General features: G+C 68.1%; 27 protein-coding genes, 1 tRNA gene and 11 pseudogenes. 5 read left to right on the top strand and 34 right to left on the bottom strand.

The window, feature by feature from the left end; all coding sequences use genetic code 11:
• Positions 1–24 precede the first annotated feature (24 nt).
• From SY89_RS11420 to SY89_RS11550, 28 genes and pseudogenes are all read right to left on the bottom strand, one after another.
• A complete protein-coding gene (locus SY89_RS11420) occupies positions 25–210 on the bottom strand; it encodes a DUF7511 domain-containing protein (RefSeq protein ID WP_054584314.1) in 186 nt (61 codons plus the stop codon).
• A 158-nt stretch (positions 211–368) separates the two neighbouring features.
• A complete protein-coding gene (locus SY89_RS11425) occupies positions 369–611 on the bottom strand; it encodes a UPF0058 family protein (RefSeq protein WP_054584315.1) in 243 nt (80 codons plus the stop codon).
• A gap of 141 nt (positions 612–752) precedes the next feature.
• Positions 753–1,442 carry a TVP38/TMEM64 family protein gene (locus SY89_RS11430; RefSeq protein WP_054584316.1) on the bottom strand — a complete coding sequence of 230 codons (690 nt, stop codon included), beginning with the start codon at positions 1,440–1,442 and terminating at the stop codon, positions 753–755.
• An 86-nt stretch (positions 1,443–1,528) separates the two neighbouring features.
• The gene (gene secY, locus SY89_RS11435) at positions 1,529–3,019 is read right to left on the bottom strand and encodes a preprotein translocase subunit SecY (protein WP_054584317.1); all 1,491 of its coding nucleotides are present in this window, start codon (positions 3,017–3,019) and stop codon (positions 1,529–1,531) included.
• Between the two features lie 2 nt (positions 3,020–3,021).
• A complete protein-coding gene (locus SY89_RS11440) occupies positions 3,022–3,519 on the bottom strand; it encodes an uL15m family ribosomal protein (RefSeq protein WP_054584318.1) in 498 nt (165 codons plus the stop codon).
• Positions 3,519–3,977 (bottom strand): 50S ribosomal protein L30, encoded by a 459-nt coding sequence (locus SY89_RS11445; RefSeq protein WP_054584319.1) that lies wholly within the window; start codon positions 3,975–3,977, stop codon positions 3,519–3,521. Before SY89_RS11445 ends, SY89_RS11440 begins: the two co-directional genes overlap by 1 nt.
• On the bottom strand, positions 3,977–4,630 hold the full coding sequence (locus SY89_RS11450; RefSeq protein ID WP_049980751.1) for a 30S ribosomal protein S5: 654 nt from the start codon (positions 4,628–4,630) through the stop codon (positions 3,977–3,979). The genes SY89_RS11445 and SY89_RS11450 overlap by 1 nt, the downstream gene beginning before the upstream one ends.
• Positions 4,627–5,184: a 50S ribosomal protein L18 gene (locus SY89_RS11455; protein WP_054584320.1), complete on the bottom strand. Its 558-nt coding sequence runs from the start codon at positions 5,182–5,184 to the stop codon at positions 4,627–4,629. The genes SY89_RS11450 and SY89_RS11455 overlap by 4 nt, the downstream gene beginning before the upstream one ends.
• Positions 5,184–5,651 carry a 50S ribosomal protein L19e gene (locus tag SY89_RS11460; protein WP_054584321.1) on the bottom strand — a complete coding sequence of 156 codons (468 nt, stop codon included), beginning with the start codon at positions 5,649–5,651 and terminating at the stop codon, positions 5,184–5,186. The genes SY89_RS11455 and SY89_RS11460 overlap by 1 nt, the downstream gene beginning before the upstream one ends.
• A complete protein-coding gene (locus tag SY89_RS11465) occupies positions 5,648–6,355 on the bottom strand; it encodes a 50S ribosomal protein L32e (protein WP_054584322.1) in 708 nt (235 codons plus the stop codon). Before SY89_RS11465 ends, SY89_RS11460 begins: the two co-directional genes overlap by 4 nt.
• Positions 6,355–6,891, bottom strand: coding sequence for a 50S ribosomal protein L6 (locus SY89_RS11470; RefSeq protein WP_054584323.1), 537 nt, complete (start codon positions 6,889–6,891; stop codon positions 6,355–6,357). The genes SY89_RS11465 and SY89_RS11470 overlap by 1 nt, the downstream gene beginning before the upstream one ends.
• A complete protein-coding gene (locus SY89_RS11475; RefSeq protein ID WP_054584324.1) occupies positions 6,891–7,283 on the bottom strand; it encodes a 30S ribosomal protein S8 in 393 nt (130 codons plus the stop codon). Before SY89_RS11475 ends, SY89_RS11470 begins: the two co-directional genes overlap by 1 nt.
• 2 nt (positions 7,284–7,285) lie before the next feature.
• The gene (locus SY89_RS11480; protein WP_049980745.1) at positions 7,286–7,477 is read right to left on the bottom strand and encodes a 30S ribosomal protein S14; all 192 of its coding nucleotides are present in this window, start codon (positions 7,475–7,477) and stop codon (positions 7,286–7,288) included.
• Positions 7,474–7,998: a 50S ribosomal protein L5 gene (locus tag SY89_RS11485; RefSeq protein WP_054584713.1), complete on the bottom strand. Its 525-nt coding sequence runs from the start codon at positions 7,996–7,998 to the stop codon at positions 7,474–7,476. Before SY89_RS11485 ends, SY89_RS11480 begins: the two co-directional genes overlap by 4 nt.
• Positions 7,991–8,694 (bottom strand): annotated as a pseudogene (locus SY89_RS11490) (30S ribosomal protein S4e). Before SY89_RS11490 ends, SY89_RS11485 begins: the two are co-directional and overlap by 8 nt.
• Positions 8,691–9,046: pseudogene (rplX, locus tag SY89_RS11495) on the bottom strand (50S ribosomal protein L24). The pseudogenes SY89_RS11490 and rplX overlap by 4 nt, the downstream one beginning before the upstream one ends.
• Before the next feature lie 2 nt (positions 9,047–9,048).
• Complete coding sequence (locus SY89_RS11500; RefSeq protein WP_049980743.1) at positions 9,049–9,447, bottom strand: 50S ribosomal protein L14; 399 nt, start codon at positions 9,445–9,447, stop codon at positions 9,049–9,051.
• Positions 9,447–9,776, bottom strand: coding sequence for a 30S ribosomal protein S17 (locus SY89_RS11505; RefSeq protein ID WP_054584325.1), 330 nt, complete (start codon positions 9,774–9,776; stop codon positions 9,447–9,449). Before SY89_RS11505 ends, SY89_RS11500 begins: the two co-directional genes overlap by 1 nt.
• Positions 9,761–10,262: pseudogene (locus SY89_RS16035) on the bottom strand (ribonuclease P protein component 1). The gene SY89_RS11505 and the pseudogene SY89_RS16035 overlap by 16 nt, the downstream one beginning before the upstream one ends.
• A 6-nt stretch (positions 10,263–10,268) precedes the next feature.
• Positions 10,269–10,493, bottom strand: a complete 225-nt coding sequence (gene rpmC, locus SY89_RS11510; RefSeq protein WP_049980740.1) for a 50S ribosomal protein L29 — start codon at positions 10,491–10,493, stop codon at positions 10,269–10,271.
• Positions 10,494–10,496: 3 nt separating this feature from the next.
• Positions 10,497–11,443: pseudogene (locus SY89_RS11515) on the bottom strand (30S ribosomal protein S3).
• Complete coding sequence (locus SY89_RS11520; RefSeq protein ID WP_054584327.1) at positions 11,443–11,910, bottom strand: 50S ribosomal protein L22; 468 nt, start codon at positions 11,908–11,910, stop codon at positions 11,443–11,445. The pseudogene SY89_RS11515 and the gene SY89_RS11520 overlap by 1 nt, the downstream one beginning before the upstream one ends.
• A gap of 3 nt (positions 11,911–11,913) precedes the next feature.
• Positions 11,914–12,336: a 30S ribosomal protein S19 gene (locus SY89_RS11525; protein WP_049980737.1), complete on the bottom strand. Its 423-nt coding sequence runs from the start codon at positions 12,334–12,336 to the stop codon at positions 11,914–11,916.
• A 12-nt stretch (positions 12,337–12,348) separates the two neighbouring features.
• Positions 12,349–13,070, bottom strand: a pseudogene (locus tag SY89_RS11530) (50S ribosomal protein L2); the annotation flags it as partial.
• 2 nt (positions 13,071–13,072) lie between these two features.
• On the bottom strand, positions 13,073–13,327 hold the full coding sequence (locus SY89_RS11535; RefSeq protein WP_054584328.1) for a 50S ribosomal protein L23: 255 nt from the start codon (positions 13,325–13,327) through the stop codon (positions 13,073–13,075).
• Positions 13,324–14,070, bottom strand: coding sequence for a 50S ribosomal protein L4 (rpl4p, locus tag SY89_RS11540; protein ID WP_054584329.1), 747 nt, complete (start codon positions 14,068–14,070; stop codon positions 13,324–13,326). Before rpl4p ends, SY89_RS11535 begins: the two co-directional genes overlap by 4 nt.
• A 5-nt stretch (positions 14,071–14,075) precedes the next feature.
• Positions 14,076–15,091: pseudogene (locus SY89_RS11545) on the bottom strand (50S ribosomal protein L3).
• A gap of 18 nt (positions 15,092–15,109) precedes the next feature.
• A pseudogene (locus tag SY89_RS11550) lies at positions 15,110–15,945 on the bottom strand (putative RNA uridine N3 methyltransferase).
• Between the two features lie 240 nt (positions 15,946–16,185).
• On the opposite strand from SY89_RS11550, the gene SY89_RS11555 reads away from it, so the two are divergent.
• A tRNA-Gly gene (locus tag SY89_RS11555) sits at positions 16,186–16,256 on the top strand.
• Between the two features lie 53 nt (positions 16,257–16,309).
• Here SY89_RS11555 and SY89_RS11560 read toward each other — a convergent pair.
• Positions 16,310–17,097: pseudogene (locus tag SY89_RS11560) on the bottom strand (M48 family metallopeptidase).
• A gap of 96 nt (positions 17,098–17,193) precedes the next feature.
• Here SY89_RS11560 and SY89_RS17315 point away from each other — a divergent pair.
• Both SY89_RS17315 and SY89_RS11565 read left to right on the top strand, forming a co-directional pair.
• Positions 17,194–17,367 carry a hypothetical protein gene (locus SY89_RS17315; RefSeq protein WP_189319156.1) on the top strand — a complete coding sequence of 58 codons (174 nt, stop codon included), beginning with the start codon at positions 17,194–17,196 and terminating at the stop codon, positions 17,365–17,367.
• 47 nt (positions 17,368–17,414) lie between these two features.
• Positions 17,415–17,809, top strand: a pseudogene (locus SY89_RS11565) (VOC family protein).
• Positions 17,810–17,820: 11 nt separating this feature from the next.
• Here SY89_RS11565 and SY89_RS11570 read toward each other — a convergent pair.
• On the bottom strand, positions 17,821–18,138 hold the full coding sequence (locus tag SY89_RS11570; protein ID WP_239685605.1) for a hypothetical protein: 318 nt from the start codon (positions 18,136–18,138) through the stop codon (positions 17,821–17,823).
• 113 nt (positions 18,139–18,251) lie between these two features.
• On the opposite strand from SY89_RS11570, the gene SY89_RS11575 reads away from it, so the two are divergent.
• Positions 18,252–18,941, top strand: a complete 690-nt coding sequence (locus SY89_RS11575; RefSeq protein ID WP_054584715.1) for a DUF1028 domain-containing protein — start codon at positions 18,252–18,254, stop codon at positions 18,939–18,941.
• Between the two features lies 1 nt (position 18,942).
• Here SY89_RS11575 and SY89_RS11580 read toward each other — a convergent pair whose 3' ends face one another.
• The 4 genes and pseudogenes from SY89_RS11580 to SY89_RS11595 all read right to left on the bottom strand — a co-directional run bounded on the left by SY89_RS11580 (position 18,943) and on the right by SY89_RS11595 (position 22,273).
• The gene (locus SY89_RS11580) at positions 18,943–20,031 is read right to left on the bottom strand and encodes a glutamate--cysteine ligase (RefSeq protein ID WP_054584331.1); all 1,089 of its coding nucleotides are present in this window, start codon (positions 20,029–20,031) and stop codon (positions 18,943–18,945) included.
• Positions 20,032–20,105: 74 nt separating this feature from the next.
• Positions 20,106–20,737, bottom strand: a pseudogene (locus SY89_RS11585) (fibrillarin-like rRNA/tRNA 2'-O-methyltransferase).
• On the bottom strand, positions 20,730–21,614 hold the full coding sequence (locus SY89_RS11590) for an NOP5/NOP56 family protein (protein WP_054584332.1): 885 nt from the start codon (positions 21,612–21,614) through the stop codon (positions 20,730–20,732). Before SY89_RS11590 ends, SY89_RS11585 begins: the two are co-directional and overlap by 8 nt.
• Positions 21,615–21,691: 77 nt before the next feature.
• Positions 21,692–22,273: a peroxidase-related enzyme gene (locus SY89_RS11595; protein ID WP_054584333.1), complete on the bottom strand. Its 582-nt coding sequence runs from the start codon at positions 22,271–22,273 to the stop codon at positions 21,692–21,694.
• Between the two features lie 89 nt (positions 22,274–22,362).
• Between SY89_RS11595 and SY89_RS16040 the strand changes: the two are divergent.
• Positions 22,363–23,462 (top strand): annotated as a pseudogene (locus SY89_RS16040) (mechanosensitive ion channel family protein).
• The last annotated feature ends 29 nt before the right edge of the window (positions 23,463–23,491 follow it).

The raw sequence follows: 23,491 nt of genomic DNA on the forward strand, positions 1-23,491 counted from the left end.
TCGAACCGAAAGCCGGCCGGAAAGCTATCGGATCTCGTCGAGCGAGACCGCGCTGTCGAGGTCGGCAGTGACCCACTCGGTCGTCGACAGCTCCTCCCCCGGGAACAGCGTAACCTCGGCGGGGTCGTCGTCGTCGTCGTACCGACAGCTCAACCCGAAGTCGGGGTACGATCCCAGCAGCTCACCCGACGGCGTCTGTCGTACACTCATAGTTTCCTCGCCGGCGCGTGTGATCCGCGCCTCACCTCCCCGTAGTCGCAGTAGACGGATAAATGCTTCAGAACGAGATCGGGTGAATCGAACCCCATAATCGACGGAGTACGGACTGGTGGGGCTGGCTGTCGGGAGTAAGCGGTGCGGTCGCAGACTCAGTCCGCGGTGGCGGTGACCGCCTCGGTCTCCGCCGTGTTCTCGTCGCCTTCGAGTTCGTCGGTGACGCCGTGAATCAACGCGAACACGGCCGCTTTGTGGTCAGTTTTCGAGCGGTGGATCGAGGTCGGCTGCACACCAAGCTCTCGGTACTCCTCGGAGACGGTCTCGCCCGCTGCGTCGAACTGGCTCTGAAGTTCGGCGAGAAGACCGTGCAGGTGGATGAGCTCCTGCTTCTTCATGGACAATGGCTGTATCGGCCGGAGGGTTATAACCTTACTCTGAGTCGGAGTACCAAGGCTCGTACGCGGTCCGTTCGACGCCTGCTCGTGGGTCCGGTGCCGAGGCCAACCGGTCCGTACGTGGCCGACCGGCGGCGACGATCAGCCGGCGATCGACTCGACGAACGCCCGGATGCGGTCCTGGTTGTAGTAGCCGGCCACCGAGAGGACGGCGACGAGCGCCAGCAGCCCCAACGCCAGCCCGGCCCGGCCGTTCGCGAGTTCGTCACCCGCGTAAACGGTGAGCGCGTAGGAGGGGAGCCGGCCCAGCGCCATCACGGGGAGGAACGTCCGGAGCCGCCACGTCGTGAGCCCGCTCAGGAAACAGATCATGTCGTCAGGGAGGCCGGGCACGACGACGAACAGGAACAGCCCCGGCACCCCGATCCGCTCGACGAACCCGTCGAACCCGGCGACGATCTCCTCGTGGAACACGCGTTCGACGAACGGGCGACCGAACCGCTTGGCGAGTTGGAAGGCGATCGCGCTCCCGATCAGGACGCCGAGCAGACTGTACACCGTGCCGGCGACGGGCCCGAACAGGTACCCGCCCATGAGCGCGATCGCCTGGCCCGGGATCGGCGCCACGACGACCTGGACAGCCTGCACGATCACGAACGCCAGCGGTGCCAAGGGGCCGAACTCCGCGACCCACGCCCGCAGCGCGCGGGCGTCCATGAGGAACGGGAGATACTGGCGGACGGCCACGTAGAGGCCGACGAACCCCACGAGCACTCCGAGGAGGGCGAGCAGGGCTCGCCTGCGGTCGGCCGGCGACGAGAAGACGCGCATACAGACACGTCGCGGTAGGCGGTGTTGAATCTATCTCCGAACGTCGCGAGGCGGCGAAGAAGGAGTGCGCCGACTGTGGTGGCGCGTTACTCCGAACCGAACATCTGGCGCATCATCGGGTGCATCTCCATCAGCTGCTCCTCGGCGATCTCCTCGTACAGCTTGTACGTAATGGAGACCGTCAGCAGCAGCCCCGTCCCGGAGACCTGCCCGATCGTGCCGAGCATGTTCGCCATCACCGCCAGCAGCCCGACGAGGGCGCCGCCGATGACGGTGACCTGTGGGATGTACCGCTCCATCACCTTCTCGATCACCTGCGGGTTGCGCCGGAAGCCGGGGATCTGCATCCCGGAGTTCTGGATCTGCTGGGCGGTGGCCTCCGGGCCCATCCCGGTGGTCTCCACCCAGAAGATCGCGAAGATCGCGCCGCCGACGATCATGAACGTCAGGTCGACGCCGATCCGGAGCATGACCTGCCACCAGTCGGCGGTGACGGTCGCGCCCACGAACCACATCCACTCCTCGGGGCTCTGGATCGGTTTGAGGTACCAGAACAGCCCCTCGGTGACCTGGCCCTGATCGCCGTAATCACCTAGCCACGTCGGCATGCCGCTCCACTGACTGTGGAGGATCTGTCCGAGGAACTGCAGGTTCGCCTGCAGCGCACGGACGAGGATCATCGGCAGGACGCTCGCGTAGATGAGCTTCACGGGGAACTTCCCGCGGGCACCTTTCACACGTGCGTGCGAGAGGGGAATCTCCACGCGAACGCTCTCGGCGTAGACGACCACGACGAAGATCAGCACCGTCGTGATCATCGCGAGGATCATCCCCTGGCCGAGGAAGATGGCGCTCAGGCCGTCACTCGTGAGCGGCGAGCCCGGCAGCTCGGTGCTCCCAGTGAGGATCCCGATCCAGACGGCGATGAAGCCGTCCGAGGAGGTCGGGGTGAGACCGCTCCAGGAGAACAGTCCGCCCACCAGTCGCTGGCTCACGCCGGCGATGATGAACAGCCCGACCCCGGAGCCGACCCCCCACTTGCTCACGATCTCGTCCATGAACAGGAGCAGGATCCCGCCGACGGCGATCTGGGCGAAGATGATGCCCTCGACGCCACGGGTTCCGATCCCGAGCTGCTGGACCACCTGCGGGTCCGCGTTGAGCAGCGGGCTGGCGAACACCATCGGTGCGCCGGTCAGGACGATCATCACGCCCACCAGCAGCTTCTGGAGCCCCTGGTAGAGCACCTGATCGCGCGGGTCGTTCTCGGTGTCGAGCCCGAGCAGGTCGGCGCCGCCGAGCAGTTGGAGCACGATCGACGCCGTCACGATCGGCCCGATCCCGAGCTGCAGGATCGAGCCGGACGCGCCGGCGAGGATCGAGCGGAACTGCCCGTAGAAGTCGCCGCCCTGGGTGGTGGTCTGGAGCCCGTACAGCGTGACGTTCGTTAGGAAGAAGTACATCACGAGGATGCCGGCGGTCCACAGCAGCTTCCGCTTGAAGGGCACGTGCCCCTCCGGCCGCGCGACCGTGGGCATCCGCGTGAGCACCGGTTCGGCGGTCTCCTTCCAGCTCATGGTTAGTCCTCGCTCTCGTCGTCAGCGGCCTGCTCGGCCTCCCGCTCGGCGCGCTCCTGGGCGCGCTCGGAGACGGTGGTCGAGCCGCCGGCGTCCTCGATGAGTTCGGTCGCGGCGTCGCTGAAGTCGTCGGCGGTGACGTGCAGCTCCTGGCGGACCTGCCCGTTGCCGAGCACCTTCACCACGTCGGCCTCCCAGCCGTCCTCGGCGACGTCGCGCGCGTCGATCGTGTAGGCGCCGTCGTCGTTCTCGGCGACGCCCTCGGCCGCCAGCAGCGCGGCGTCCTCGTCGATCTTCTGGACGCGTACCTCGGCGACGTTGTCCTGTACCTCATCGGGCTGGGTGAAGCCGTGCTTCGCCCAGGGCCCGTAGTGGTGCATCTCGTGTTTGCGGCTCCCGGCTTTGCCGCGGCCGCCACGGTGACCGGCGCCGCGCCGGTTCTTGTGGCTACCGCCGCCGTGCGTGCGGGATCCGCGCTGTCGTCGTTTCTTGCTCGTCATTATCGCATCGCCTCCAGGAGCGGGTCGATGTCCTCGTGGGGACCGAGTTCACCGCCCGTGCTGTCGGGGTGCTTGATGCCGTCGTGGCCGCCGCGTGGCGGGTGGAGTCGCAGCGTCGGGGAGATGTTCTGCTCGCGCAGCGTCGTCTCCTCCTCGAGCAGCGCCTCGGCGAGCGCCTCGAAGCTGTCGTAGTCGGTCTCCTCGGCGAGGTACGCCTCGTCGACGGCGGCGTCGGCGTCGAGCGCGTCCGCACGCTTCTCGAGCACGACCGCCAGCGTCTCCGCGGACGGCTCGCCGTGGGCGACGAAGTCGTTGACCTTCGCCACCATCCCGTCGTACGTGTCCGTCTCGGGGACGAGCGCCGCGTGGTTGACGCGGCCGAGGTTGAGCATGTCGAGCGTGTCGCGCTGCCCGGCGGTCATGTCGACCTCGCCGCGCAGTTGGACGATCGCCCGCATCAGTTGCTCACCCCGTCCTCGGCCTCGCGCTGGACGCGTCGCGCGCGGTCAGGCGTCCGTGCCTGCGAGGCGTTCTCGAGCGCGTTGAACGTCGCTTTCGCGAGGTTGACCGTCGTCCGGGTGTTGCCGTTGGACTGGGTCCAGGCGTCCTGGATCCCGGCCAGTTCGAGGATGTTCCGGACGGTCTCGGCGCCGGCCAGCCCGAGCCCCTGCGGGGCCGGGATGACCGAGACCTCGACGGAGCCGGCCTTCCCCTCGGCCTTCCGGGTCAGCGAGTTCACGCCGCCGGCCTGGTCCTCCCAGGAGCCCGAGCCGCGGTCGACGCTGATCACGTTCAGCTTGGCCACCTCGATGGCCTTCTGGATCGCGCCGCCGACCTGGTCGTCGCGGCCCTCGGCGTAGCCGAGGTAGCCGTCGCGGTTGCCCACGACGACGACACAGCGGAACTTCACCCGCCGGCCGGAGTCGGTCATGCGCTGGACCATGTTGATGTCCAGTACCTCGTCCTCCATGCCGGGGAGGAGCTGGTCCACGATCTCGTGCTCCTTCAGCGGGAGCCCGGACTCCAGCGCCTCCTCCATGGAGGAGATCTCTCCTTCCTGCACTTTCTTGCCGAGCCGGGTAACCGGCTCCCAGCCGTCGTTATGGCTCATTCGTAGTCCTCCTGGAGCGCCTCACGCACGTCGTCGAAGTGCGCCGGCAGCTCCGTGGCGTCGAACTCCCCGCTGTAGAGGTCGCCGTCGACCTGTTCGGCGTACTCGGCGATGTGCTCGCCGCGGTTTCGCGACCAGTCCGCCAGCACGCTGTCGCTGTGGGGGATTTCGAGCCCTGCGTCGATTGCACCTTCCTGTACTGCGAACACCTTGTTGCCGGGCGTCGCCGTGTTGAGACCCAGGTCGAGCACGGCCTCGGAGAGGCCGGCGTCGACGGCTCGCAGACCGGCGAGGAAGCCCGTCAGGTACGCGCTCGGGAGATTGCCCGTGGGGGCCTCCCAGCCGTACTCCGACAGGTCCTCGCTGGACGCTGCGGCGTGGATCTCGTCGCCGTCGGGTCCGGGACTCGCCAGCTGCGCCCTGACGTGCTTGTTGCTCACCCGGGCGACCAGGCGAGGCTTGCCGGATTTCAGCAGGCGCAACCGCTGATGGTAGTCCGTCCGGACCTCACGGCGACGACGCATCGGCACCTTGTATCGTGGTCCTGTTGCCATTAGTCGTCGCCTCCGATCTCGACGTCGTAGTTGTTCTCCGCGAAGGCCTCGAGACGAGCGACGCTGTCGAACTCGCCACCGCTGGCCTTGTTGTAGAGCTCGCGGTACTGGGAGGCGTCGAGAACCTCCTCGTCGTCGCGAAGCTCCTTGAGTCGGGCGCGCTGGGCGCGGATCCGGCTGACCCACTCGTCCTTGCTGTCCCGTCGCGCGCCGGCTTTCCCCTTCCGGGAGCCAGCGCCGGTTCGGTGCCCGTAGTCGCGCTTCGCCTGCCGCTCGCGGGCGCGACCGCGGGAGTTGGACTTCGCGTCCTCGGCGCGGATGGTTCCGTCCGCGATCAGATCGCGGATGTCCTCGCGGGTGATCGCGTCCGCGAGCTCGTCCTGTGCCTCCGGGTCGAACCAGACGCGGTTCTCGCCCACGTCCAGCTCTTCGGCTGCGAGTCGCTTCTGTGCGCTCAGATCCGTCATTCCTCTACCTCCACTTCGACGTAGGTCGGGTTGAGGACGCGAATGCCGGCGTCCTCACACTCCTCTTCGATGCGCTCGCGCTTGCGGGCGCCGACCTTCGAGGCGATACGGACCGCCTCGGTGTCGCCGTCGACGCCGTCGAGGTCGTCGACGTTGTGGACGTACACTTCCTCGAAGCCGCTGGGGTGCAGGCCACGGGCGGCCGTCGGCGAGCGGAAGCCCGCCTGGACTGTGTCGCCCTTGCCCTTGATGCCGCGTCGCTGCTTCGAGAGGCCGCCAGTCGGGCGTCGCCACGAGGTGGGGACGCGCTTTTTCTTGTGGTAGTCCTGGCGGTTGAACTGCGGCTTGCCCTCGCGGTGCTTCTGTGCGAGTGCGGCCGCGGTGTCGTCGTCCAGGTCGGGCGTCTTGTCGGCGTGACCGCGAGGCTGGAGTTCGGTTTCGACCGCCTCCTCGTCGGCTTCGGCCGCTTCCTCGCTCTCGTCCTCGATCTCGGCCTCGGTCTCCTCTTCGACTTCGAGACCTCCGACGTCGGCCTTGATACGGGCGGCGAGCGCGTTCCCGACGCCGTCGACCTCCGCGAGTTCGGACTGGGAGGCAGCCTTGAGGTCCTCGACGGAGTCGTAGCCGGCCTCGGCGAGCGTCTCGGCCTTCGAGGGGCCGACGCCGCTGATGTCCTCGATCTCCTGGGGTTCGTCGTCAGCCATCAGGCATCACCCGTGGGTTTCTGCGTGATGTACACGCCGTCCTGGAAGACGCGGTTGTCCTTGTCGCTCACGCGAGTGAGCTGTTCGATGTCGGCGGCAGTCTGGCCAACGGCCTCCTTGTCGGAGCCCGAGAGCGTGATCTGCTCGCCGTCGATCTCGACCTGCGTGTCGCCCCGGATCGGCGTCCGCCGCGGGGCGCGCTCGCCGAGGAAGTTCTCGATGACGACCTCCTCGCCCTGCACTTCCACCTGCATCGGGAAGTGGGCGTAGAAGACCTCCATCTCGTAGGTCCATCCCTCGGTCACGCCGTGGAACATGTTCCGAACGTGGCTCTCGAAGGTGCCGACCGTCGCGCGGGTCTTCGCGTCCCCCTCCTCGGGGGCCTCGATGACCACGGTGCCGTCCTCGACGCTCACGTCCACGTCGGGGTACCAGAGGCGTCGGGTGACCGAGCCGTTGGGACCCTCGACGGTGAGGTCGAGGTGGTCGAGCTCCGCGGAGACGTCGTCCGGGATTGTGAGTTCTGTTCTGCTCATCAGTAGACGTATGCGATGACTTGGCCACCGATGCCCTTCTCGCGGGCCTCGTAGTGGCTCATGACGCCGTGGCTGGTCGTGACGATGAGCGACCCGTAGTCTCGGGCCGGGAGGAACCGCTTCTCCCACTGCTCGTACTCGTCAGCGCCGACCGAGTAGCGGGGCTTGACCGCCCCGCAGTCGTTGATGGCGCCACTCAGTTCGACCTCGAACTTGCCCGATCGGCCGTCGTCGACGAACTCGAAGCCGCCGATGTACCCGCGGTCGTAGAAGACCTCGAGGATGCTGCCGATCACGTTCGAGGCGGGTGCTACCGTGTGGTCGAGGTGCCCGACGCTCTCGGCGTTGTCGATGCCGGAGAGGGCACTCACCAGTGGGTCGTTTCCTGCCATAGTTATCGATACTTCCGGAAGCCCATGCTGCGGGCGATCTCTCGGAAACACTGTCGGCAGACGAAAACGCCGTACTTGCTCACCAGGCCCTCGGTGCGCTCGCAGCGGCGGCACTGCCGCTCCTGCGTGCTGCCCTGGGTGGCGTGCTCGCCGGTCTCTTCGTTGCCGGTGTGTTCGCCGTCTAGTTCACTCATTCGTCGATCTCCACGTCGAACTCGTTCTCGAGGAACGCGATGGCGTCCTCGGCGGTCATGCGGTGCTTGTCGGGGATCGACCGCGTCACCTGATCGCGCTTGGCGACACGGTAACCCGGACGGACCAGCGTGACGGTCACGTCGAGCCCGTAGATCCCGGTGTTGGGGTCGTACTCCTGGCTCGGGAACGCGGTGTGCTCGTCGACGCCGAAGCTGACGTTGCCGGCGTCGTCGAACTGCGAGGCGCTGATGTCCGCGAGCGGGAGCGCAGTCTCGAGGAACGCTTCCGCGTCCTCGTTCCGGAGCGTGACCTTCGTGCCGATCGGGTCACCCTGCCGGATGTTGAACGCCTGCACCGTTCGCTTGGCGCTGGTCCGGACCGACTGCTGGCCCGTGATCTCCTCGATGATCTCCTCGGCGTTCCCGAGGTCGCGCCCGCCCTGCCCGACGCCCATGTGGACGACGACCTTCTCGATGGACGGCTCGCGCATCGGGTGGAACTCCGACTCGGCCTCACTCATCGTCATCACCCACGAAGTTCTCGTCGATGGTGACGACGTACTCCTCGACGGTCTCGAAGGAGCCGTCGTCGGTCGAGACGGTCACGGCGTTGCGGCCGGAGCCGGGGTGACGAGGATCTCCTCGACCTTGCCGATCTCGCCGGCGTGCTGGCCGTCGACGGCGGTGACGAGCGCGCCCTCCTCGTACTCGAAGTGGGCCACGATCTCCTTGTCCTCGTTGTCGATCACGAGGGAGTCGCCCGCGCTGTACGCGTCGGCGTCCGCGATCTGGATCGTGGAGCCGTCGTGCAGCGAGAGCTGGTAGTCGCCGCCGCTGACCTGGCGCTTGCCAGTGATCTTCCCGAGGCGGGAGGCCGCGCTCTCCTCGTCGATCGGGGTGAGCGCGAGGCGGCCGCCCTCGCCGGGGAACACGCGGAAGTACTCGTCACGGGCCGGGAACGCCAGGATGTCGAACATCCCGATCGGCCGGGCCTCGTCGGCGACGGCGTCGCCGTTGACGAGCACCGCGTCGTTGTTCAGCGCGTAGCGAGCCTCCTTGCGAGAGTCCACGTAGCCGAGCACGTCGCGCAGGACGATCAGGAGGGGAACCCCCTTCTCGCCGTGCGGACCCGCGTCGGCCTTGACCGTGAACGTCTCCTCCTTCCGTTCGACCGGCCAGGAGTTCGGTACCGAGAGTCGCTTCTGGTGGTTCGTCATTCGTTGTCCTCCTCGAGACGCTCCTGCCGGACCTCGTCCTCGAGGTCGAGCTCGGTCACGCGGACGTTCGAGGCGTCGAGCGGCCGGGGAACCTCTTCCCCGTCCGTCTTCTCGACGGTGACCTCTTCGACGTGGATGACCTCGTCCCGAAGGTCGACCTTCAGGACCTCGCCCTCCTCGCCGGCGTGGTCGCCGCGGAGCACCTCGACGGTGTCGCCCGCGTTGACGCGGACGTTCCGCTGGCCGTACTCCTCGCGGAGGTCGGCCGTCAGCGTGGCCCGAACCTGCTTCTGCTTCTCGTGCAGGGGGCGTCTCGCTTCTTGTTTCGTTGTTTGCGTGGCTGTCGTGTCATGCTTAGACGATCATCGTCGCCGTGCTGGCGATGGTGCCGAACCGCTCTGCGACCTCGCGAGCGACGGGCCCCTTGATCTCCGTGCCGCGGGGCTCCTCGTTCTCGTCGATGATGACGGCGGCGTTGTCCTCGAACTTGAGGCGCTGGCCGTCGGGTCGGCGGATCGGCTTTCGCTGGCGAACGACCACCGCTTCGAGCACCTGGCGACGCATTTCGGGCGTGCCCTTGGTGACCGAGACGGTGATCTTATCGCCGAGACCGGCTTTCGGGTGACGGTTCTTCGTCCCCGAGTAGCCGGCGATGCTGATGACCTTGAGCTCGCGGGCGCCGGTGTTGTCGGCGCACGTGATCTTCGAGCCCTTCTCGAGACCCTGCGTGACGTCGGCTTTCAGCGCCTCCATCATTCACCCCCGTCGTCGACGACTTCGACGACGACGTGTGATTTGGTCTTCGAGAGCGGTCGAGTCTCTGCGATACGGACCGTGTCGCCCTCCTCCGTGTCGACACACGGCGGATGATGGGCGGGAACGCGAGAACGGCGCTTCATGTACCGGTCGTACTTCGGTACACGAACGTCGTACTCCCGCTCCACGACGACGGTCTTGTCCATGTCGGTGGAAGCGACTTCACCCTCGAGCACCTGCCCGCGCACGGAGAGGTCTCCGTGGAACGGACAGTTCTCGTCGGAGCAGGTCTCCTCCGGTTGTTCTACGTTTAGTCCGATTGCCATGTCGAATCACCCCCGCGCTCGGTTCGCGCGGCGGGTCGTGAGAGCAGTCTCGCGCCATCCACCGTTACGTAGACCGTATCCTCGCACTCGCCTGTCCGGGGAAACAGTCCCCCTCGAACTGGCTCGCCCCCGACCCTGACTCCGGGGCGGGGCGGACGGGCCAGACTTGCCGGGGCGGACCCCGGCAGTTTCCGTCCCGAGTTGGGATACGGACCCGGACGCCTCGGCGGCGCCCGCGGCTTCATCTGCAGCGGGAGCGACGCTGGCTCTCGCAGCGTCGTCCGTGTTCCTGATAGCGAACTCGAAGCGGCTCCCCTCCTTGGGGACCTGTCGCACCCGACGCCCGTCGTCGACGTGGAACGTCTTCATCGTCTCGATCACGACGCGGCCGCTGATCCCGACCAAGTCGGGGTTGGCGGCGTCGGCCACCCGAACGGGGAGGCCGTTGAGCTCGTGTCGTGTGAGGGTGTCGGGTGTGAGTGCCATCGTGCGTTACTCCTCGTCCGCGTCGGCTGCGTCGTCGCCTTCCTCGTTCTGGATCGTCTTGATCCGGGCGATCGTGCGACGGAGCTCACCGACGCGACCCGGGTTCTCCGGGGCGCCACCCGCCGCCTGGACGGCGCGAGCGTTCAGGAGCTCGGTCTCGAGCTCCTCGCGCTCGGCCTCCCGCTCGGCGGGCGTCATGTCTCGGATCTCTTCGGTGTAGAGAATCGCCATGTATTACTCCTCCGTTTCCTCGTCGTCTTCGTCGGGTTCGGCCTCCTCCTCGGCCTCCTCCATCTCGGAGACGAGGTCGGCGGCTTCCTCCTCGACGTCTTCTTCGAGCTCCGGCTCGTCCTCGGGCTCGGCCGCCGCCGCGTCCTCCTCGTCGGCGGGTTCGACCGGCTCCTCGTCCTCGGCGGCCTCGACGACTTCCTCGACGACCTCCTCGTCGATGACCTCCGCGGGGTCCTCGTCGGGGATCTCGGGCTCCTCGTGCTCGGGCGCCTCGGGGATTTCCTCCTCCTCGACGTCCGCGAGCAGCTCCTCGACGCCCTCGCCGGTCTCGACCTGCTCGACCTCGGGGCCTCGTCGGTCTCCGTGATCTCGAAGTCGTCCGGGAGCGTCGCGTCCGGCCCGATCACCTTGACGGTGACGCCGATGGTGCCGAGCTTCATGACGGCGACGCCCTGCCCCTCGTCGACGACCGACTGGGCGGGCTCGCCGTTGTGCTTGATGTAGCCGCGGTTGAACTTCTCCACGCGCGAACGGGCGCCGGTGACCTTCCCCGACAGGACGATCTCCGCGCCCAGCGCGCCGGCCTCCATCATGCGGTCGATGGTGGTGTGGCCCGCCTTCCGGAAGTACCAGCCACGCTCGAGCGCGTTGGCCAGTCGGTCCGCGACGATCTGTGCGTTGAGGTCGGGTTCGTCGACCTCCTGCACGTCGATCTGCGGGTCCTCCATGTCGAAGCGGTCCTCGAGCTCGGTGGTAATCTTCCGGATGTTCTTCCCACCCTTCCCGATCACCATGCCGGGCTTCTCGGCCTTGAGGACGATCTGGGTCCCCATCGGCGTCTTCGCGATGTCCATGCCGCCGTAGCCGGCGCGGCTGAGCTCGTCCGCGAAGAACTCGTCGATCTGGCTCCGCTGGAGCCCGTTCTCGATGAACTGCTGTTCGTCCGCCATCAGTTATCCTCCTCCTCGACTTCGAGGATCATTTCCACGTCGACTTCGACGGTGTTCCACGGGTCGGCGGTCCCCATCGCACGGGGCTGGCGACCGACCTGTTCGCCGACCTTGTGGGCGGCGACGTGGGCGATAGTCATCTCCTCGCCGTCGAAGCCCTGGTGGTCGGCGTTGTTCTTGGCGTTGGTCAGCAGCTTGAGGAAGTCCTCGCTGGCCTTCTCGGGGTACCGGCCGGCGTCCCAGCCGTCGATGTCGGATCGGTGTCCGACGCCGCTGTTGTGCTGCTTGAACGGCACCGAGCGGTCGCCCTCGATGACTGCGTCGAGGTACTCCTCGGCCTCGGTGACCGTCTTGCCTTTGATGGCCTTCGAGATGGCCTTGCTGTGCTTCAGGCTGATCTGACGCTCCCGCAGCATGGCTTTCGCCGTTTTCTCCGGGTCGGCGTCGACGCTGTAGCTGATTCCCATAGGTTACTTGAGTGGCACGAACTTCGAGGACCGGGTCGCGCCGATGCCGGCCTGACCGTGCTCGACGGTGGATCGGGTGAGGTGGAACTCACCGAGGTAGTGGCCGATCATCTCCGGCTCGACCTTCACGCGGTCGAAGCTGTGGCCGTTGTACACCTCGAAGGTGAGGCCGACGAACGACGGGAGGATCGGCATGTCCCGGAGATGCGTCCGAAGCGGATCGTTGGCCGTCTCCTCCTCGGTCGCTTCCTGGGCCTCCTCGGCCAGCTTCCGGTGGTCGATGCCGAGTCCTCGGTCGATAGTTCGCCGCACGCGGGCGGGTAGCAGTTCCACGACCTCGTCGAGATCCATCTCTTCGAGGTCCTCGAGCGTGTGACCGCGGTAGGTGAACTCACCTTCGCGGCCGGTTCGGTATTCCGAGCTCATGGTGTTACTCTCCCCCTTGCCACCGCTGCGGCCGGTGCGTTTGGAGGCGATGTCGCCAACCTTCCGTCCCGGCGGGGCGTCCCGCGAGACGGACTTGGGCTGGCCGGGGTGCTGGCGGCCGCCGCCACCGAACGGGTGGTCGACGGCGTTCATCGCGACCCGCGGACACGCGGGTATTTGGTCCCGCGAGCCTTCATCTTGTGGTGTTTGTTGCCGGCTTTGACGAACGGCTTCTCCGTCCGCCCACCGCCGGCGACGACGCCGATGGTGGCGCGACACTCCGGCGGGAGCCGCCGGACCTCGCCGCTGGGCAGCTGGACGACCGCAACGTCGCGGTCGTGGCTCATCAGCTGCGCCGAGACGCCGGAGGCGCGGGCGAACTTCCCGCCGTCGCCCACCTGGCTCTCGACGTTACAGATCGGGACCCCTTCCGGGATCTCCGCGAGCGGCAGCGTGTTGCCGGGCTTGATCTCGGCGGAGACACCCACCTGCAGGGTGTCGCCGACGGTGATACCTTCCGGAGCGAGCACGAGCCGGCGGTCGCCGTCCTCGAACTCGACGTCCGCCAGCGGCGCGCTGCGGGCGGGGTCGTGCTCGATGTCGACGATCTCGCCGGAGATCGTGTCGTGCTCCTCGCTTTTCTTGTGTTCGAGGTCAGCTTTGTAGCGGTGCGACGGCGCACGGAACGTCGGCGTCCCACGGCCACGTCGCTGCCCCTGAATTCGTCGTCCCATTATCAGAACACCCCGATTCGCGAGGCGATCTCCTGTGCGTCGTCGTCCTCGGAGAGGCGGACGACCGCCTTCTTCTTCCCCTGCGGCGTGACCATCGTGTTCAGCGACTCGACGGTCACGTCGTAGCGGGACTCGATCTCGTCTGTGATCGACGGCTTGTCGGCGTCGATGTGGACGATGAACTGGAGCGTGTTGTCGAAGTCCATCTGGTCCATCGCCTTCTCGGTGACCAGCGGGTGCTCGATGATGCCGCTCATCGGTCGGCCACCTCCTCGAGGGCGCTCTCGGTCCAGACCGTCAGTCGACCGGCGTCGGTCCCGGGCGCGAGGTCCTCGGCGTTGACGTTCTCAGCCGTGGCGACGTCGACGCCCGCGAGGTTACGCGCTGCGCGCGACGGCTCCTCGCTGGTGACGACCAGCACGGACTTGGGCTCGTCGTACTTTCGACCACGGGTCGTCCCGCGACCGGCACGGACGCTCTTCCCCTCGTCGGCGCGCTCGACGTCGTCGTGGATGCCGAGCGACTCGAAGGCCTCGACGGCCTCCTTGGTCTTCTGCAGGTCCTCGAACTCGTCGCTCACGACGAGCGGGAGCTCGAGGTCGTCGTCGAAGGCGTGGCCGCGCTCGGCGACGCGCTCGGCGTCGGCCGTGGCGGCGATGGCAGAGCGGGTCGCGAGCTTGCGCTCCTTGTCGTTGACCTTCTTGCCCTGGTCCTTCTCCGCTTTCGGCGGGTGTGCCGCGCGGCCACCGACGGCCTGCGGAACACGCCGTGCGCGTCCGTTCTCCTGTGGCACGTGCGCCATGCCGCGGCCCGACCCCATCGACTCGGCGGGGGTGCGGAGGCCGGCGTACTCGTCGGCGCCGTAAGCCTGCTTTCGGTTTGCCTGGGCGGCCTGCACGGCGCCTTTGATGAGGTCCGGGCGGAACGTCGTCTCGAACACCGCCGGAAGCTCGATCTCGTCGCCGTCCGAGCCGTCCAGGTTTCGGATTGTTGCTTGCATGGTTGTTACCCTTGGTTAGAGGCCGTCGAGACGTAGCGCACCTCGGGGTCGAGGCGCGGCTGGTCGTTCGGCCGAATCGCCGGGCGGAACCGAATGAGACGCTGGTCGGGGCCCGGGAGCGAGCCCTTCACGAGCGCGTACTGCCCGTCGACCTCGCCGTAGTTGACGAAGCCGCCGTCGACGGAGGCATCGTCGCCCTCGCCGAAGTCGATCAGGCGCTTGTTGAGTTCCGTCCGCTGGTGGTAGCCGGTCTGACCCTGCTGGGGAACGGTCGAGCGAACGCGGCTCGGGTTCCACGGGCCGAGGTTACCGATGCGGCGCCGCCAGCCCTGCCGGGCGTGCTTGCCCTTCCGCTTCTGGACGCCCCAGCGCTTGACGGGACCCTGCGTCCCTTTCCCTTTCGTGATCCCCGACGCGTCGAGGTACTCGCCCGCGCGGAAGACGTCGCCGAACTCGTGTTCGCCGCCGTCCTCGACGAGGTCGAGCGCGAAGTCGACGCGCTCCTGCAGGGAGCCACCGCCGACTCGAGTCTCCATCACGTCGGGTTCCTTCTTGGGGACGTTCTGCAGCGTCGCGGGGGTGGTGTGGGTGATGACCCGAAGGTCGTCGACCGCACCCTCCTCGACGAGCGCTCGCAGTTCGTCAGCGTCGCCCTCGAAATCGTTCTCCGCCGGCAGGTCCAGTGCGCGGTCGAGCTCGTCGTGGAACTCGGACGCCCAAACCTCGGTTGCCGGCTTCGATCCGTACGCCGTATCCTCGTAGGCTCGCACGGCGATCGCGTGCATCGGGGGGTCTCGACGACGGTAACGGGGACGGACTCCTCCATCCCGTTCCGCGGCGAGTCCTCCTCGTCGTTGACCATCACGACGTGGGTCATGCCGGCCTTGTAGCCAGCGAAGCCCTGCAGTGCAGGGGAGCCCTCGTCGTCCGGCCACGAGCGGATACGCGGCACTTCCGACGCCGCACGCGTTCGCGGGCCGAAGCCCAGCGAGCCTTTTCGTGGTCTGCTTGGTTGTGGCATGTTCGTTTTCCTCCGCGCTCAGTCCCTGAGCGCGAGCGGGGCGAGCGTGGCGAACACCGCTTCCTCGGTGCGCACCACCTCGCTGCCCTGATTCGGAACCGTATTCAGCCAGAGGTCGAACCCGGGCGAGTCGGGTTCGACGGGGAGATCGTCGGGGGACACCCCCAAGATCTCCGGAAGCCCGCGGCCCGGCGAGCCGAAGACGACGGTCGCGCCGTCCCGGTAGCGCGGGGCGAGTTCGGCGAGCCGCGAACGGGTGAGTTCGTCCCCGTGGCGCGACGTGCCGATGCAGAGGCCCGCGTCGTCGCGGGCGAGGGCTTCCTGGATGTCCCCGCAGGCGTCGACGGTGAACCCGGGTGGGTTCTCGTCGACGAGCCGTGCGCGGACGGGTTCTCGCGAAGAGACCCTGACTGTGACGCGCTCCCCCTGTTCGACCGTCATCGACGACGGGACGAGCAGGGAGATCGGGTGTTGCAGTCCGCAATTGACCCGGACGCGATCGTCAGGTCCGACCTCGGTCACGATTCCTTCTCTCGACTCCGGGGTTTCACCCTCGGAGCCGGTCCGTGGAGAGACACGCATGGGGGGAGGACGCCTGCGTAGCGCAGTTCGTCGCGTTCGTCCCAGACCTCCTGTCGGAGGTACGGTGGGGTGGCCGCGTAGGCCAGCACCGTGCGGACGAACGCCCCGCCCCAGCGGCCCTCGGCTTCCCGATCGGGGAAGACGAGGATTCGGTCGGTCCGGTAGATGACCGCCGCGCGAGCCACGTACCCGAGCTTCCGGGTCGCCTCGCGCTTGTCCTCGGCCTCGCGGACCAACGACGACGGAACGACGAGTGTGTTGTCGCCCGTCATGTGCCTCGCCACTGGACTGTACCAGGAATACCGAACGACACCGTAAAAGGGTAGCGACTCAGCATCGGGGCTGTGACGGCGTCACACGCCTCCAGACGCCCGCTGGCGACTTTATTTCGTTCGTGAACATCGTTCGGCGATGTCGCTCGAGGCGTCGACGCCACCCCCGCGCGGCGGTCGATTGGGAGCGTTTCGGAAGTCTTAAGAAGAGAACCGCACTTGGTTGGAGTGCGAAGGAACGCGCTGGTAGTGTAGTGGTATCACGTGACCTTGCCATGGTCACAACCTGGGTTCAAATCCCAGCCAGCGCATTTCTGTTGGGACCGATCTTCGAGCGACGAGCGTCCCGATTCGGCGTCGACGGCTACAGATCCGCCTCGGAGAACACCAGTTCCGCACTGTGCTCCCGTAACCACGCCCGGTGCTGCTCCCACTCGGGGTCGAACTCGCCGACGATCTCCCAGAACGCCTCGCTGTGGTTCATCTCCCGCAGGTGGGCGAGTTCGTGGACGACGATGTAGTCGACGATGGCCGGCGGCGCCTGCATCAGTCGCCAGTTCAGCCCGAGCGTACCGGTACTCGAACAGCTCCCCCACTTCGTCTTCTGGTTTCGCACCTCGATCCCCCGTACTCGACGCCTATCCGCGGCGCGTAGTGGTCCGCACGCTCGGTAAACTCCTCCCGCGCGACCGAGCGGTAGAAGTTCTCCAGCGCGCGCTTCACCGACGACTGCTCGACGGCGCTCCGCCGGAGCCGGATCGTCTCGTCGGTGAGTTCGTGCCGCCGAGCCGGCTCGACCACCAGTTCGCGATCCGTGCCAAACACCGGAAACGTCTCGCCGGGTTCGAACGTCCGATCCGGCACGCGATCACGGTAGCGTTCGAACTCGCGGTGTTTCTCGACCACCCAGTCAGCCTTCTGCAGAAGGAGTTCCTTCGCCCGCACGCGGGAGCCTTCGGGAAGCACCACCGTCACCCCGTGCACGTCGACGTCGATGCGCGCCCGCGTGGCGTCGGCGCTGTGGCGGATCTCGTACTCGACAGTGGCGTCAGCGAGGTCGACCCGCCGAACGTGGCCGTCCGCTCGCGCAGCGTTCCCCCCGCCGCTGTGCCCGCCCTCAACGCTGCCGGAGTCCTCGGCGGGTGGCGCCATACCGCGACCGTCCGTGCGGAAGGAGTTATCTGCTCCGGTGGGGTCGATGCCATCGATGGCGGACGATTTTTGTCGGATCGGTCACGAGCCCGGCACATGCAGATCTCGCCGACCGTGCGGAGGGTCGTCACCCTCCTGATCGCACTCCCCGTCGCGTTCCTACTCTCGTCGGTGTTCTCACCACCGGCCCAGTTCACGCAGCTGCTCCACGTCGCGCTCCTGACGGTGTTGGCCTACCCGATCATCGCCCAGCTGCAGAAGTGGGTGTAGGGCCGCTGCCCCGACCGCTTATGCCGAACCCGTCCGGACTCGGAACCATGGAGCCCAGCCACCTCGACCACGCCAACCTCACGATTCCGGCCGATCGCGTCGACGACGCCGTCGCGTTCTACCGCGACGCGCTCGGCTTCGACCTCGAGGATCTCGACGCCTACCGCGCGGGCGACCGGCCGATCTTCTCGATCCGCCTCTCGGCGACCAGCCTGATCCACGTCCGCCCGAGCGAGGAGTTCGACCCCCGACGGGGAGGAACTTCGACCACGTCGCCGTCGTCGTCGCGGAGTCGATCGACGCGATCCAGCGGGAGCTATCGGAAGCAGGCGTCGATATCGAACGCGCGGCTCGCGACCTGAAGGGGGCCACGGGAACCGCGCCGGCGGTGTACGTCCGCGATCCGTTCGGCTACCGCGTCGAGATCAAGGCCGCGGGCTGACGACGCACCGCTCAGACCTCCCGCGGCGAGTCGTCGGCCCCGCCCTCGCCGAGGTCCGCGTCGACGGTCTCGTCGACGCCCCGTTCGAGCGTCGCGTCGGTCTCGACGCGAACCACGCCATCGAGCGAGCAGAGGGCGTCGACGCCGGCCTCCGGCAGGCTGACCAGCCAGCAGCCAAAGCCCAAGTCGTCGACCAGCTCGCCGTTCGCCGCCGCGACGGTCTCCCGCAGCGACGCCGGCTCCGCGTCGTCGCCGAGCTCGACGACCAGCCCGACCGTCGCCTCGCCGGGGTCGTTCCGCATCCGCCGAACCGGGTGGGAGAGGTACACGGTCGACGGTGGGTGCGCGGTCGGGCAAAAGCGTTCGGTCGGGGCCGGAACGTTGAAGCCCGCAACAGCCCGAGATGGCGTGTGTTCGACAGTATCACGGTCGGGGTGTGGCCGTGACCATCTCGATCGCGGCCCGCGATCCCGAGTCGTCGCAGTACGGCGTCGCCGTCGCGTCGGCGTTCCCCGCCGTCGGCGCGGTCTGTCCTTGGGTGAGCGCCGACGGCGCCGTCGTCACGCAGTCGTGGGACGCCGGCGCCGACTACGGCGAGTCGCTCCGCTACCTGCTCGGGCGCGGGTTCTCGCTCCCGACGGCCGCCGAGGCGCTGATCGCCGGGCGCGACGGCTCGGTCGGCCTCCAGCTCCACGGCATCGACGCCGCCGGGAACACCTACGCCCACACGGGCGAGAAGTGCGTCGATCACGCCGATCACTTCACGGCCGAGGAGTACACCGTCGCGGGTGACCTGCTCGCCAGCCCGGACGTGATCGACGCCGTCGCCGCCGCCTTCGAGCGCGCGAGCGGGCGGTTCACCGACCGCCTGCTGACCGCGCTCGAGGCCAGCGAGTCCGCCGGCGGCGACAAGCGCGGCGACAACCTCAGCGCGGCCGTGCTGGTGTACGGCGAGCCCGCGAAGCTCTACCACAACCTCCGGGTCGACACCCCGGGCCAGCCCATCGCCGACCTTCGCGAGGCGTACGAGTCCGCGTTGGAGACCGAACGGGGGATGGACGACGAGAAGATGCAGACGTTCTGGGGCGACGACGTTCCCGAGACGATCCGTCAGTACCCCATCCGGTACTGAGCTACAGCAGCAGCGACTCCCGCAGCGCCTCGCTCCCGCCGTTCTCGTGGATCCGACGCTGACGCTCACTCCCGCTCTCGCGATCGAGGAGCGTCGCGAGCGCGTCGTCGCCGATCCGGTCGCAGGTCCGCTCGACCGCCTCGGCCAGCCCGATCGTCGACTCGCCGTCGCGATCCACGAACGTGGCCTCGTGGCCGTGACGCATCGCTCGCCACTTGTTCTCGTCTAAGAGCTCCCGGCGCAGCCCCGCGCCGAGCGGTTCGCGCTCGCCGTCCTCGTACCGCTCCGCGAGGTCGACCACGAGCGCGTGGATACCCTCGACGAACGCCCGGACGACGGCGGGATCGGCCTGAGCGTCGGGCGTGCGGACCTCCACAGTCCCGTGGCCGGTGTGGGGGCGTACGTCGTACCAGAGTTCGCCGCGATCGTCGATCGATCCCTGTTCGACCATGCGGCGCTCGAAGCGCTCGTAGGAGTCGTAGTCCTCGAAGCGCGTGGGCATCCCGGTGTTGGGGAGGTTCTCGAAGATCTTCGACCGGGCCGACGCGAGCCCGGTGTCGAACCCGTTCCAGAACGGGGAGTTGGCCGACAGCGCGAGCATCGGCGGCACCTCCCACCGAAGTTCGTTCGCGATCCAGACCGCCTTGTCGGGGTCGTCGACGCCGACGTGGACGTGCAGCCCCGCGGTCGTGTTGCGGTGCTGAGGGTACTGAATCCGCTCCAGTTGCGAGCGGTACCGCGGCTTCTCGGCGTGGTCGAGTTCGCGCCAGCGAGCCTCCGGGTGGAGCCCCGCGGCCGCGATCCGGTAGCCGCGGGTGTCGGCGTAGTCGACCAACGCCTCCCGCACCGCGAGCAGGTGGTCCTCGGCGGCGCCCACGCTCTCGATCAGCGGCGTCTGCGTCTCGATCGTGAACTGAAACAGCTCGTGGTCGAGCCGGTCCGCGAGCGGTGCCGGCGGCTCGTCGTCGCCGTACACCAGCTCTTTCGTGCCCGAGACGGGCATCCCGTCGTCGTCGACGACGTAGAACTCCTCCTCGACGCCGAGGGTGCCCATCCGGTCGAAGTTCGCCCGGGAACCCAGTTCCTCCATTTGCTGGGTTCTGCGGGCGCTCACGTAAATAGGGTGCCGGCTCCGGAACGCTGAGCGCGGGTCGGCGGCAGCGATTACCGCTTCCGGGCGACGATCCCGAGGTGATCGTCGTGATACGGCTCCAGTCGCTCGGTTTCGAGGATCTCGTAGGTCGTCGACAGCGTCTCCCGCACCTCATCGAACACGTCCGCGGGCTCGGCGACCACGTCTTCGCTGCGGGCCTTGATCGCCGCGAGCAGCAGCCCGCCGTCGCTCAGGAACTGCCCGTTGCGGTTTGCTACCTCGGCCTGCCCACGGGTCGCCACGTCCTGGACGATGCAGTCCAGTCCGGCCTCCACGACGCCAGCGTACTCCCGGGGGTTCCGCGCGTCGGCGAGCAGCGGGAACAGATTGGGGCGGCTCTCGGCTACGTCGACCAGGTCGCGCACGGGTCGGGGGCGAACTCCACCGCGTACGTCGGGCCCGCGAAGTCGGCGACGTGGCTCACGGTCGTTCCCGAGGCCGCGCCGAGATACAGCACCGACTCGCCACCCTGCAGGTGGGTGTCCATCCCGAGTTCGAGCATCGCACCCAGCTTCGACCGCCCGGCGTCCCACACGCGCCGGTCGTCGACGGTCGGCTCGCCGTACACTGGGTCGCCGGCCGTGGTCAGCCGCTCCTCACCCGCGACGGTGCGGCGCTCGACGCCCGCGGGGAGCTCACTCATCGGCCACCTCCCCGGCGTCGCCGTCAGCAGCCTCCTCGCCCGCACGCGCACGGATCGTCTCCATCCGGTCGCGCAGGTCCTCGTGGACGCTCTCCCGGCGCTCGCCGGAGTAGTGGTCGATCCGGGCGGCGATGGCGAGCTTGCCCGCCAGCGCACGCGCCGCGGAGCCGCGGTCGTCGGGCCGGGTGCCGCGAACGAACTCGTGGGTGAAGATGACGCCGTGTTTGGGCGAGGGCGCGTGGCCACGGAGGTGGGCGAACAGCGCGTCCTCGGCGCCGAGCACCTGCACGGTGCCCGAGGGTTTCTTCGCCAGCGAGCCGAGGCCGCCGGCGAGCGAGATCAGCCGCGCGGCCAGCACCGGCCCGGCCATCTCGGCGAGGTTGGGCGCGACTTCGGGGGCGCGACGCTCGACGAAGGCCCGCAGGTCGTCGCGCTCGTCGCGGAGGTCGACCACGCGCTGGGCCAGCGAGACGGCTCGCTCCTCGGTCGTGTCGGCGGGCTCCATCCCCGCGACGACGGCCGCGAAGTCGAGCCCGGTGGCGGGTTCCTCCACGTCCAGCAGTGCGCCGGCCCACTCCTCCAGCCGTTCGGCGAGCTCGTTCGCGGTGCGCTCGGCGTCGTCCATCGCCCGCAGCGCGTGGATCAGTTGTTGATCGTCGGCGCGCCCGGCCGCCCGTGCGGCCTCGCGAGCGGCATCGACGGTCGCTTCGTGGAGGCGGTCGTAGTACTGGTCCTCGTCCGCGGCGAACCCGGATTCGACCGCAATCGCGGGCCAGTCGCGGGGCTGCTCGGCCTCGCCGTCACGGATCGCCGCCGCCGCGGCGTCGGCGTCGCCGGGGTCGACGCCGGCGAACCAGGCGTCCTCGGTCTCGGTCATTACCGGCCCTACCTGCCGTAGTCGTTTAGTCGTTCCCGAAACGGCCGGGGCGTCGACGCCACGGCCCGCGCGGGGCGCTAGCGGCCCATCGTGTGGAACTCAGCGTTGGGGCGCATGTCCGCGAACATCGCCATCCGGTTGCTGAGGTTGAAGAAGGCAGTGACAGCGGCGATGTCCCACATCTCCTCCGGGCTGTAGCCCACCTCGGCGAGGCGTTCGAGGTCGGCCTCGGTGACGCGGTCTGGCTGTTCGGTCAGCGTCACCGCCACGTCGAGCATCGCCATCCGTTTCTCGCTCACGTCGGCCTGCCGGTAGTTCGCCACCAGCTGGTCCGCCAGCTCCGGGTCCCCCGAGTAGATCCGCAGCAGCGCCCCGTGGGCGACGTTGCAGTAGTAGCAGTGGTTCCGGCCGGAGACGGCGACGACGAGCATCTCCACCTCCTCGCGGTCGAGCGCGGTGTCGTCGACGAGCGCGTCGTGGTAGTCAAAAAACGCCCGGAAGTGACTCGGCTTGTAGGCGAACGCCGAGAACACGTTGGGCGTGAAGCCGGCCTCCTCGGTCTCCGCGGTGAGCCGGTTCTGCAGGTCTTCGGGGAGCTCTTCGAAGTCGGGCACCTCGAAGCGAGTCATCGCGTCGTCGTCGAGTTCGGGGTCGGCCATCGGCGGCTGTTGGGCGGGCAGCCACTTCAAGCCGCACGGCGAGTGCGCCCGCGAGAAACGGTTAAGCCACCCTGCCGCTTCCCTGCAGTATGAACGCTGTCACGTCGGCGCTGAACGCGCTGCCGCCGACGGTCGGGCTGGCGACGATCGTGGCCGGGAGCCTCGTCGCGGCCCTCGTCGTCGAGCGCGTCGTCGTCCGACTCCTCCGGCGCCTGGGTCGGTCGACGGAGAACGGCTTCGACGACATCGTCGTCGACGAGCTCCGACTGCCGCTCGTGGTCACGGCGGCGCTCGGTGGCGTGTTCCTCCTCACTGGTGACGGCGGCGTGCTCGACGCGCTGGCCGTCGACGCCGCCACCCGGGATGCGCTCCTCAGTCGCCCGACGCTGACGGTCCTCGTCCTCGTCTGGGCGTGGGCACTGAACGCCATCGTGAACCGTGCGGTCGACTCGGTGAAGGACGCCGGCCCCCGGTTCGACTTCGCGCCGGTGTTCTCGAACGTCTGGACGCTGGTCGTGATCGTCGCCGCCGGGGTCGCCGTCCTCTCCGTCTGGCGCATCGACGTGACGCCGCTGCTCGCCGGCGCGGGGATCGTGGGCATCACCATCGGCTTCGCCGCGAAGGACACCGTCGCGAACTTCTTCGGGGGATCGCGCTCTACTTCGACGACACCTACAAGATCGGCGACTTCGTCGTGCTCGACTCCGGGGAGAAGGGGACCGTCGTGAAAGTGGGGGTCCGCTCGACCACGCTCCAGACCCGCGACGAGGTGCTGGTCACGGTCCCCAACGCCGTGCTCAACGCCGCGAAGATCGTCAACGAGTCCGCCCCCGGCCGCCGCAAGCGCATTCGCGTCCCCGTCGGTGTCGCCTACGGCACCGACATCGACGCGTTCGAGGCCGCCGTCGTCGCCGTCGCCGAGGCGGAGTCGCTGGTGCTCGACTCGCCCAAGCCCCGGATGCGGTTTCGCTCCTTCGGCGCCTCGGCGCTCGAGTACGAACTGCTCTGCTGGGTCAGGAGCCCCGTCCGCGGATCGAAGGCGACCCACGAACTCAACCGCGGCATCTACCATCGACTGACAGAGATGGGCGTCGAGATCCCGTTCCGGCAGGTCGACGTGACCCTCGTCGACGGCGGCCCCGATCCGGGCGTGGGCGGCGTCGGCCACCCCTCGGTGGGCGATGACTGAGCCCCAGAACTTTGCCGCTCGCGGCCCAA

This window comes from Halolamina pelagica (assembly GCF_001307315.1).
GTDB classification, from domain to species: Archaea; Halobacteriota; Halobacteria; order Halobacteriales; family Haloferacaceae; genus Halolamina; species Halolamina pelagica_B.

Excerpts from the sequence above, each read along its gene's own strand:
- SY89_RS11420 (WP_054584314.1), bottom strand. The coding sequence starts at position 210 with ATGAGTGTACGACAGACGCCGTCGGGTGAGCTGCTGGGATCGTACCCC.
- SY89_RS11425 (WP_054584315.1), bottom strand. The coding sequence starts at position 611 with ATGAAGAAGCAGGAGCTCATCCACCTGCACGGTCTTCTCGCCGAACTT.
- SY89_RS11430 (WP_054584316.1), bottom strand. The coding sequence starts at position 1,442 with ATGCGCGTCTTCTCGTCGCCGGCCGACCGCAGGCGAGCCCTGCTCGCC.
- secY (WP_054584317.1), bottom strand. The coding sequence starts at position 3,019 with ATGAGCTGGAAGGAGACCGCCGAACCGGTGCTCACGCGGATGCCCACG.
- SY89_RS11440 (WP_054584318.1), bottom strand. The coding sequence starts at position 3,519 with ATGACGAGCAAGAAACGACGACAGCGCGGATCCCGCACGCACGGCGGC.
- SY89_RS11445 (WP_054584319.1), bottom strand. The coding sequence starts at position 3,977 with ATGCGGGCGATCGTCCAACTGCGCGGCGAGGTCGACATGACCGCCGGG.
- SY89_RS11450 (WP_049980751.1), bottom strand. The coding sequence starts at position 4,630 with ATGAGCCATAACGACGGCTGGGAGCCGGTTACCCGGCTCGGCAAGAAA.
- SY89_RS11455 (WP_054584320.1), bottom strand. The coding sequence starts at position 5,184 with ATGGCAACAGGACCACGATACAAGGTGCCGATGCGTCGTCGCCGTGAG.
- SY89_RS11460 (WP_054584321.1), bottom strand. The coding sequence starts at position 5,651 with ATGACGGATCTGAGCGCACAGAAGCGACTCGCAGCCGAAGAGCTGGAC.
- SY89_RS11465 (WP_054584322.1), bottom strand. The coding sequence starts at position 6,355 with ATGGCTGACGACGAACCCCAGGAGATCGAGGACATCAGCGGCGTCGGC.
- SY89_RS11470 (WP_054584323.1), bottom strand. The coding sequence starts at position 6,891 with ATGAGCAGAACAGAACTCACAATCCCGGACGACGTCTCCGCGGAGCTC.
- SY89_RS11475 (WP_054584324.1), bottom strand. The coding sequence starts at position 7,283 with ATGGCAGGAAACGACCCACTGGTGAGTGCCCTCTCCGGCATCGACAAC.
- SY89_RS11480 (WP_049980745.1), bottom strand. The coding sequence starts at position 7,477 with ATGAGTGAACTAGACGGCGAACACACCGGCAACGAAGAGACCGGCGAG.
- SY89_RS11485 (WP_054584713.1), bottom strand. The coding sequence starts at position 7,998 with ATGAGTGAGGCCGAGTCGGAGTTCCACCCGATGCGCGAGCCGTCCATC.
- SY89_RS11500 (WP_049980743.1), bottom strand. The coding sequence starts at position 9,447 with ATGGAGGCGCTGAAAGCCGACGTCACGCAGGGTCTCGAGAAGGGCTCG.
- SY89_RS11505 (WP_054584325.1), bottom strand. The coding sequence starts at position 9,776 with ATGGCAATCGGACTAAACGTAGAACAACCGGAGGAGACCTGCTCCGAC.
- rpmC (WP_049980740.1), bottom strand. The coding sequence starts at position 10,493 with ATGGCGATTCTCTACACCGAAGAGATCCGAGACATGACGCCCGCCGAG.
- SY89_RS11520 (WP_054584327.1), bottom strand. The coding sequence starts at position 11,910 with ATGGGAATCAGCTACAGCGTCGACGCCGACCCGGAGAAAACGGCGAAA.
- SY89_RS11525 (WP_049980737.1), bottom strand. The coding sequence starts at position 12,336 with ATGAGCTCGGAATACCGAACCGGCCGCGAAGGTGAGTTCACCTACCGC.
- SY89_RS11535 (WP_054584328.1), bottom strand. The coding sequence starts at position 13,327 with ATGAGCGGCATCATCGAGCACCCGCTGGTCACCGAGAAGGCGATGGAC.
- rpl4p (WP_054584329.1), bottom strand. The coding sequence starts at position 14,070 with ATGCAAGCAACAATCCGAAACCTGGACGGCTCGGACGGCGACGAGATC.
- SY89_RS17315 (WP_189319156.1), top strand. The coding sequence starts at position 17,194 with ATGCAGATCTCGCCGACCGTGCGGAGGGTCGTCACCCTCCTGATCGCA.
- SY89_RS11580 (WP_054584331.1), bottom strand. The coding sequence starts at position 20,031 with ATGGAGGAACTGGGTTCCCGGGCGAACTTCGACCGGATGGGCACCCTC.
- SY89_RS11590 (WP_054584332.1), bottom strand. The coding sequence starts at position 21,614 with ATGACCGAGACCGAGGACGCCTGGTTCGCCGGCGTCGACCCCGGCGAC.
- SY89_RS11595 (WP_054584333.1), bottom strand. The coding sequence starts at position 22,273 with ATGGCCGACCCCGAACTCGACGACGACGCGATGACTCGCTTCGAGGTG.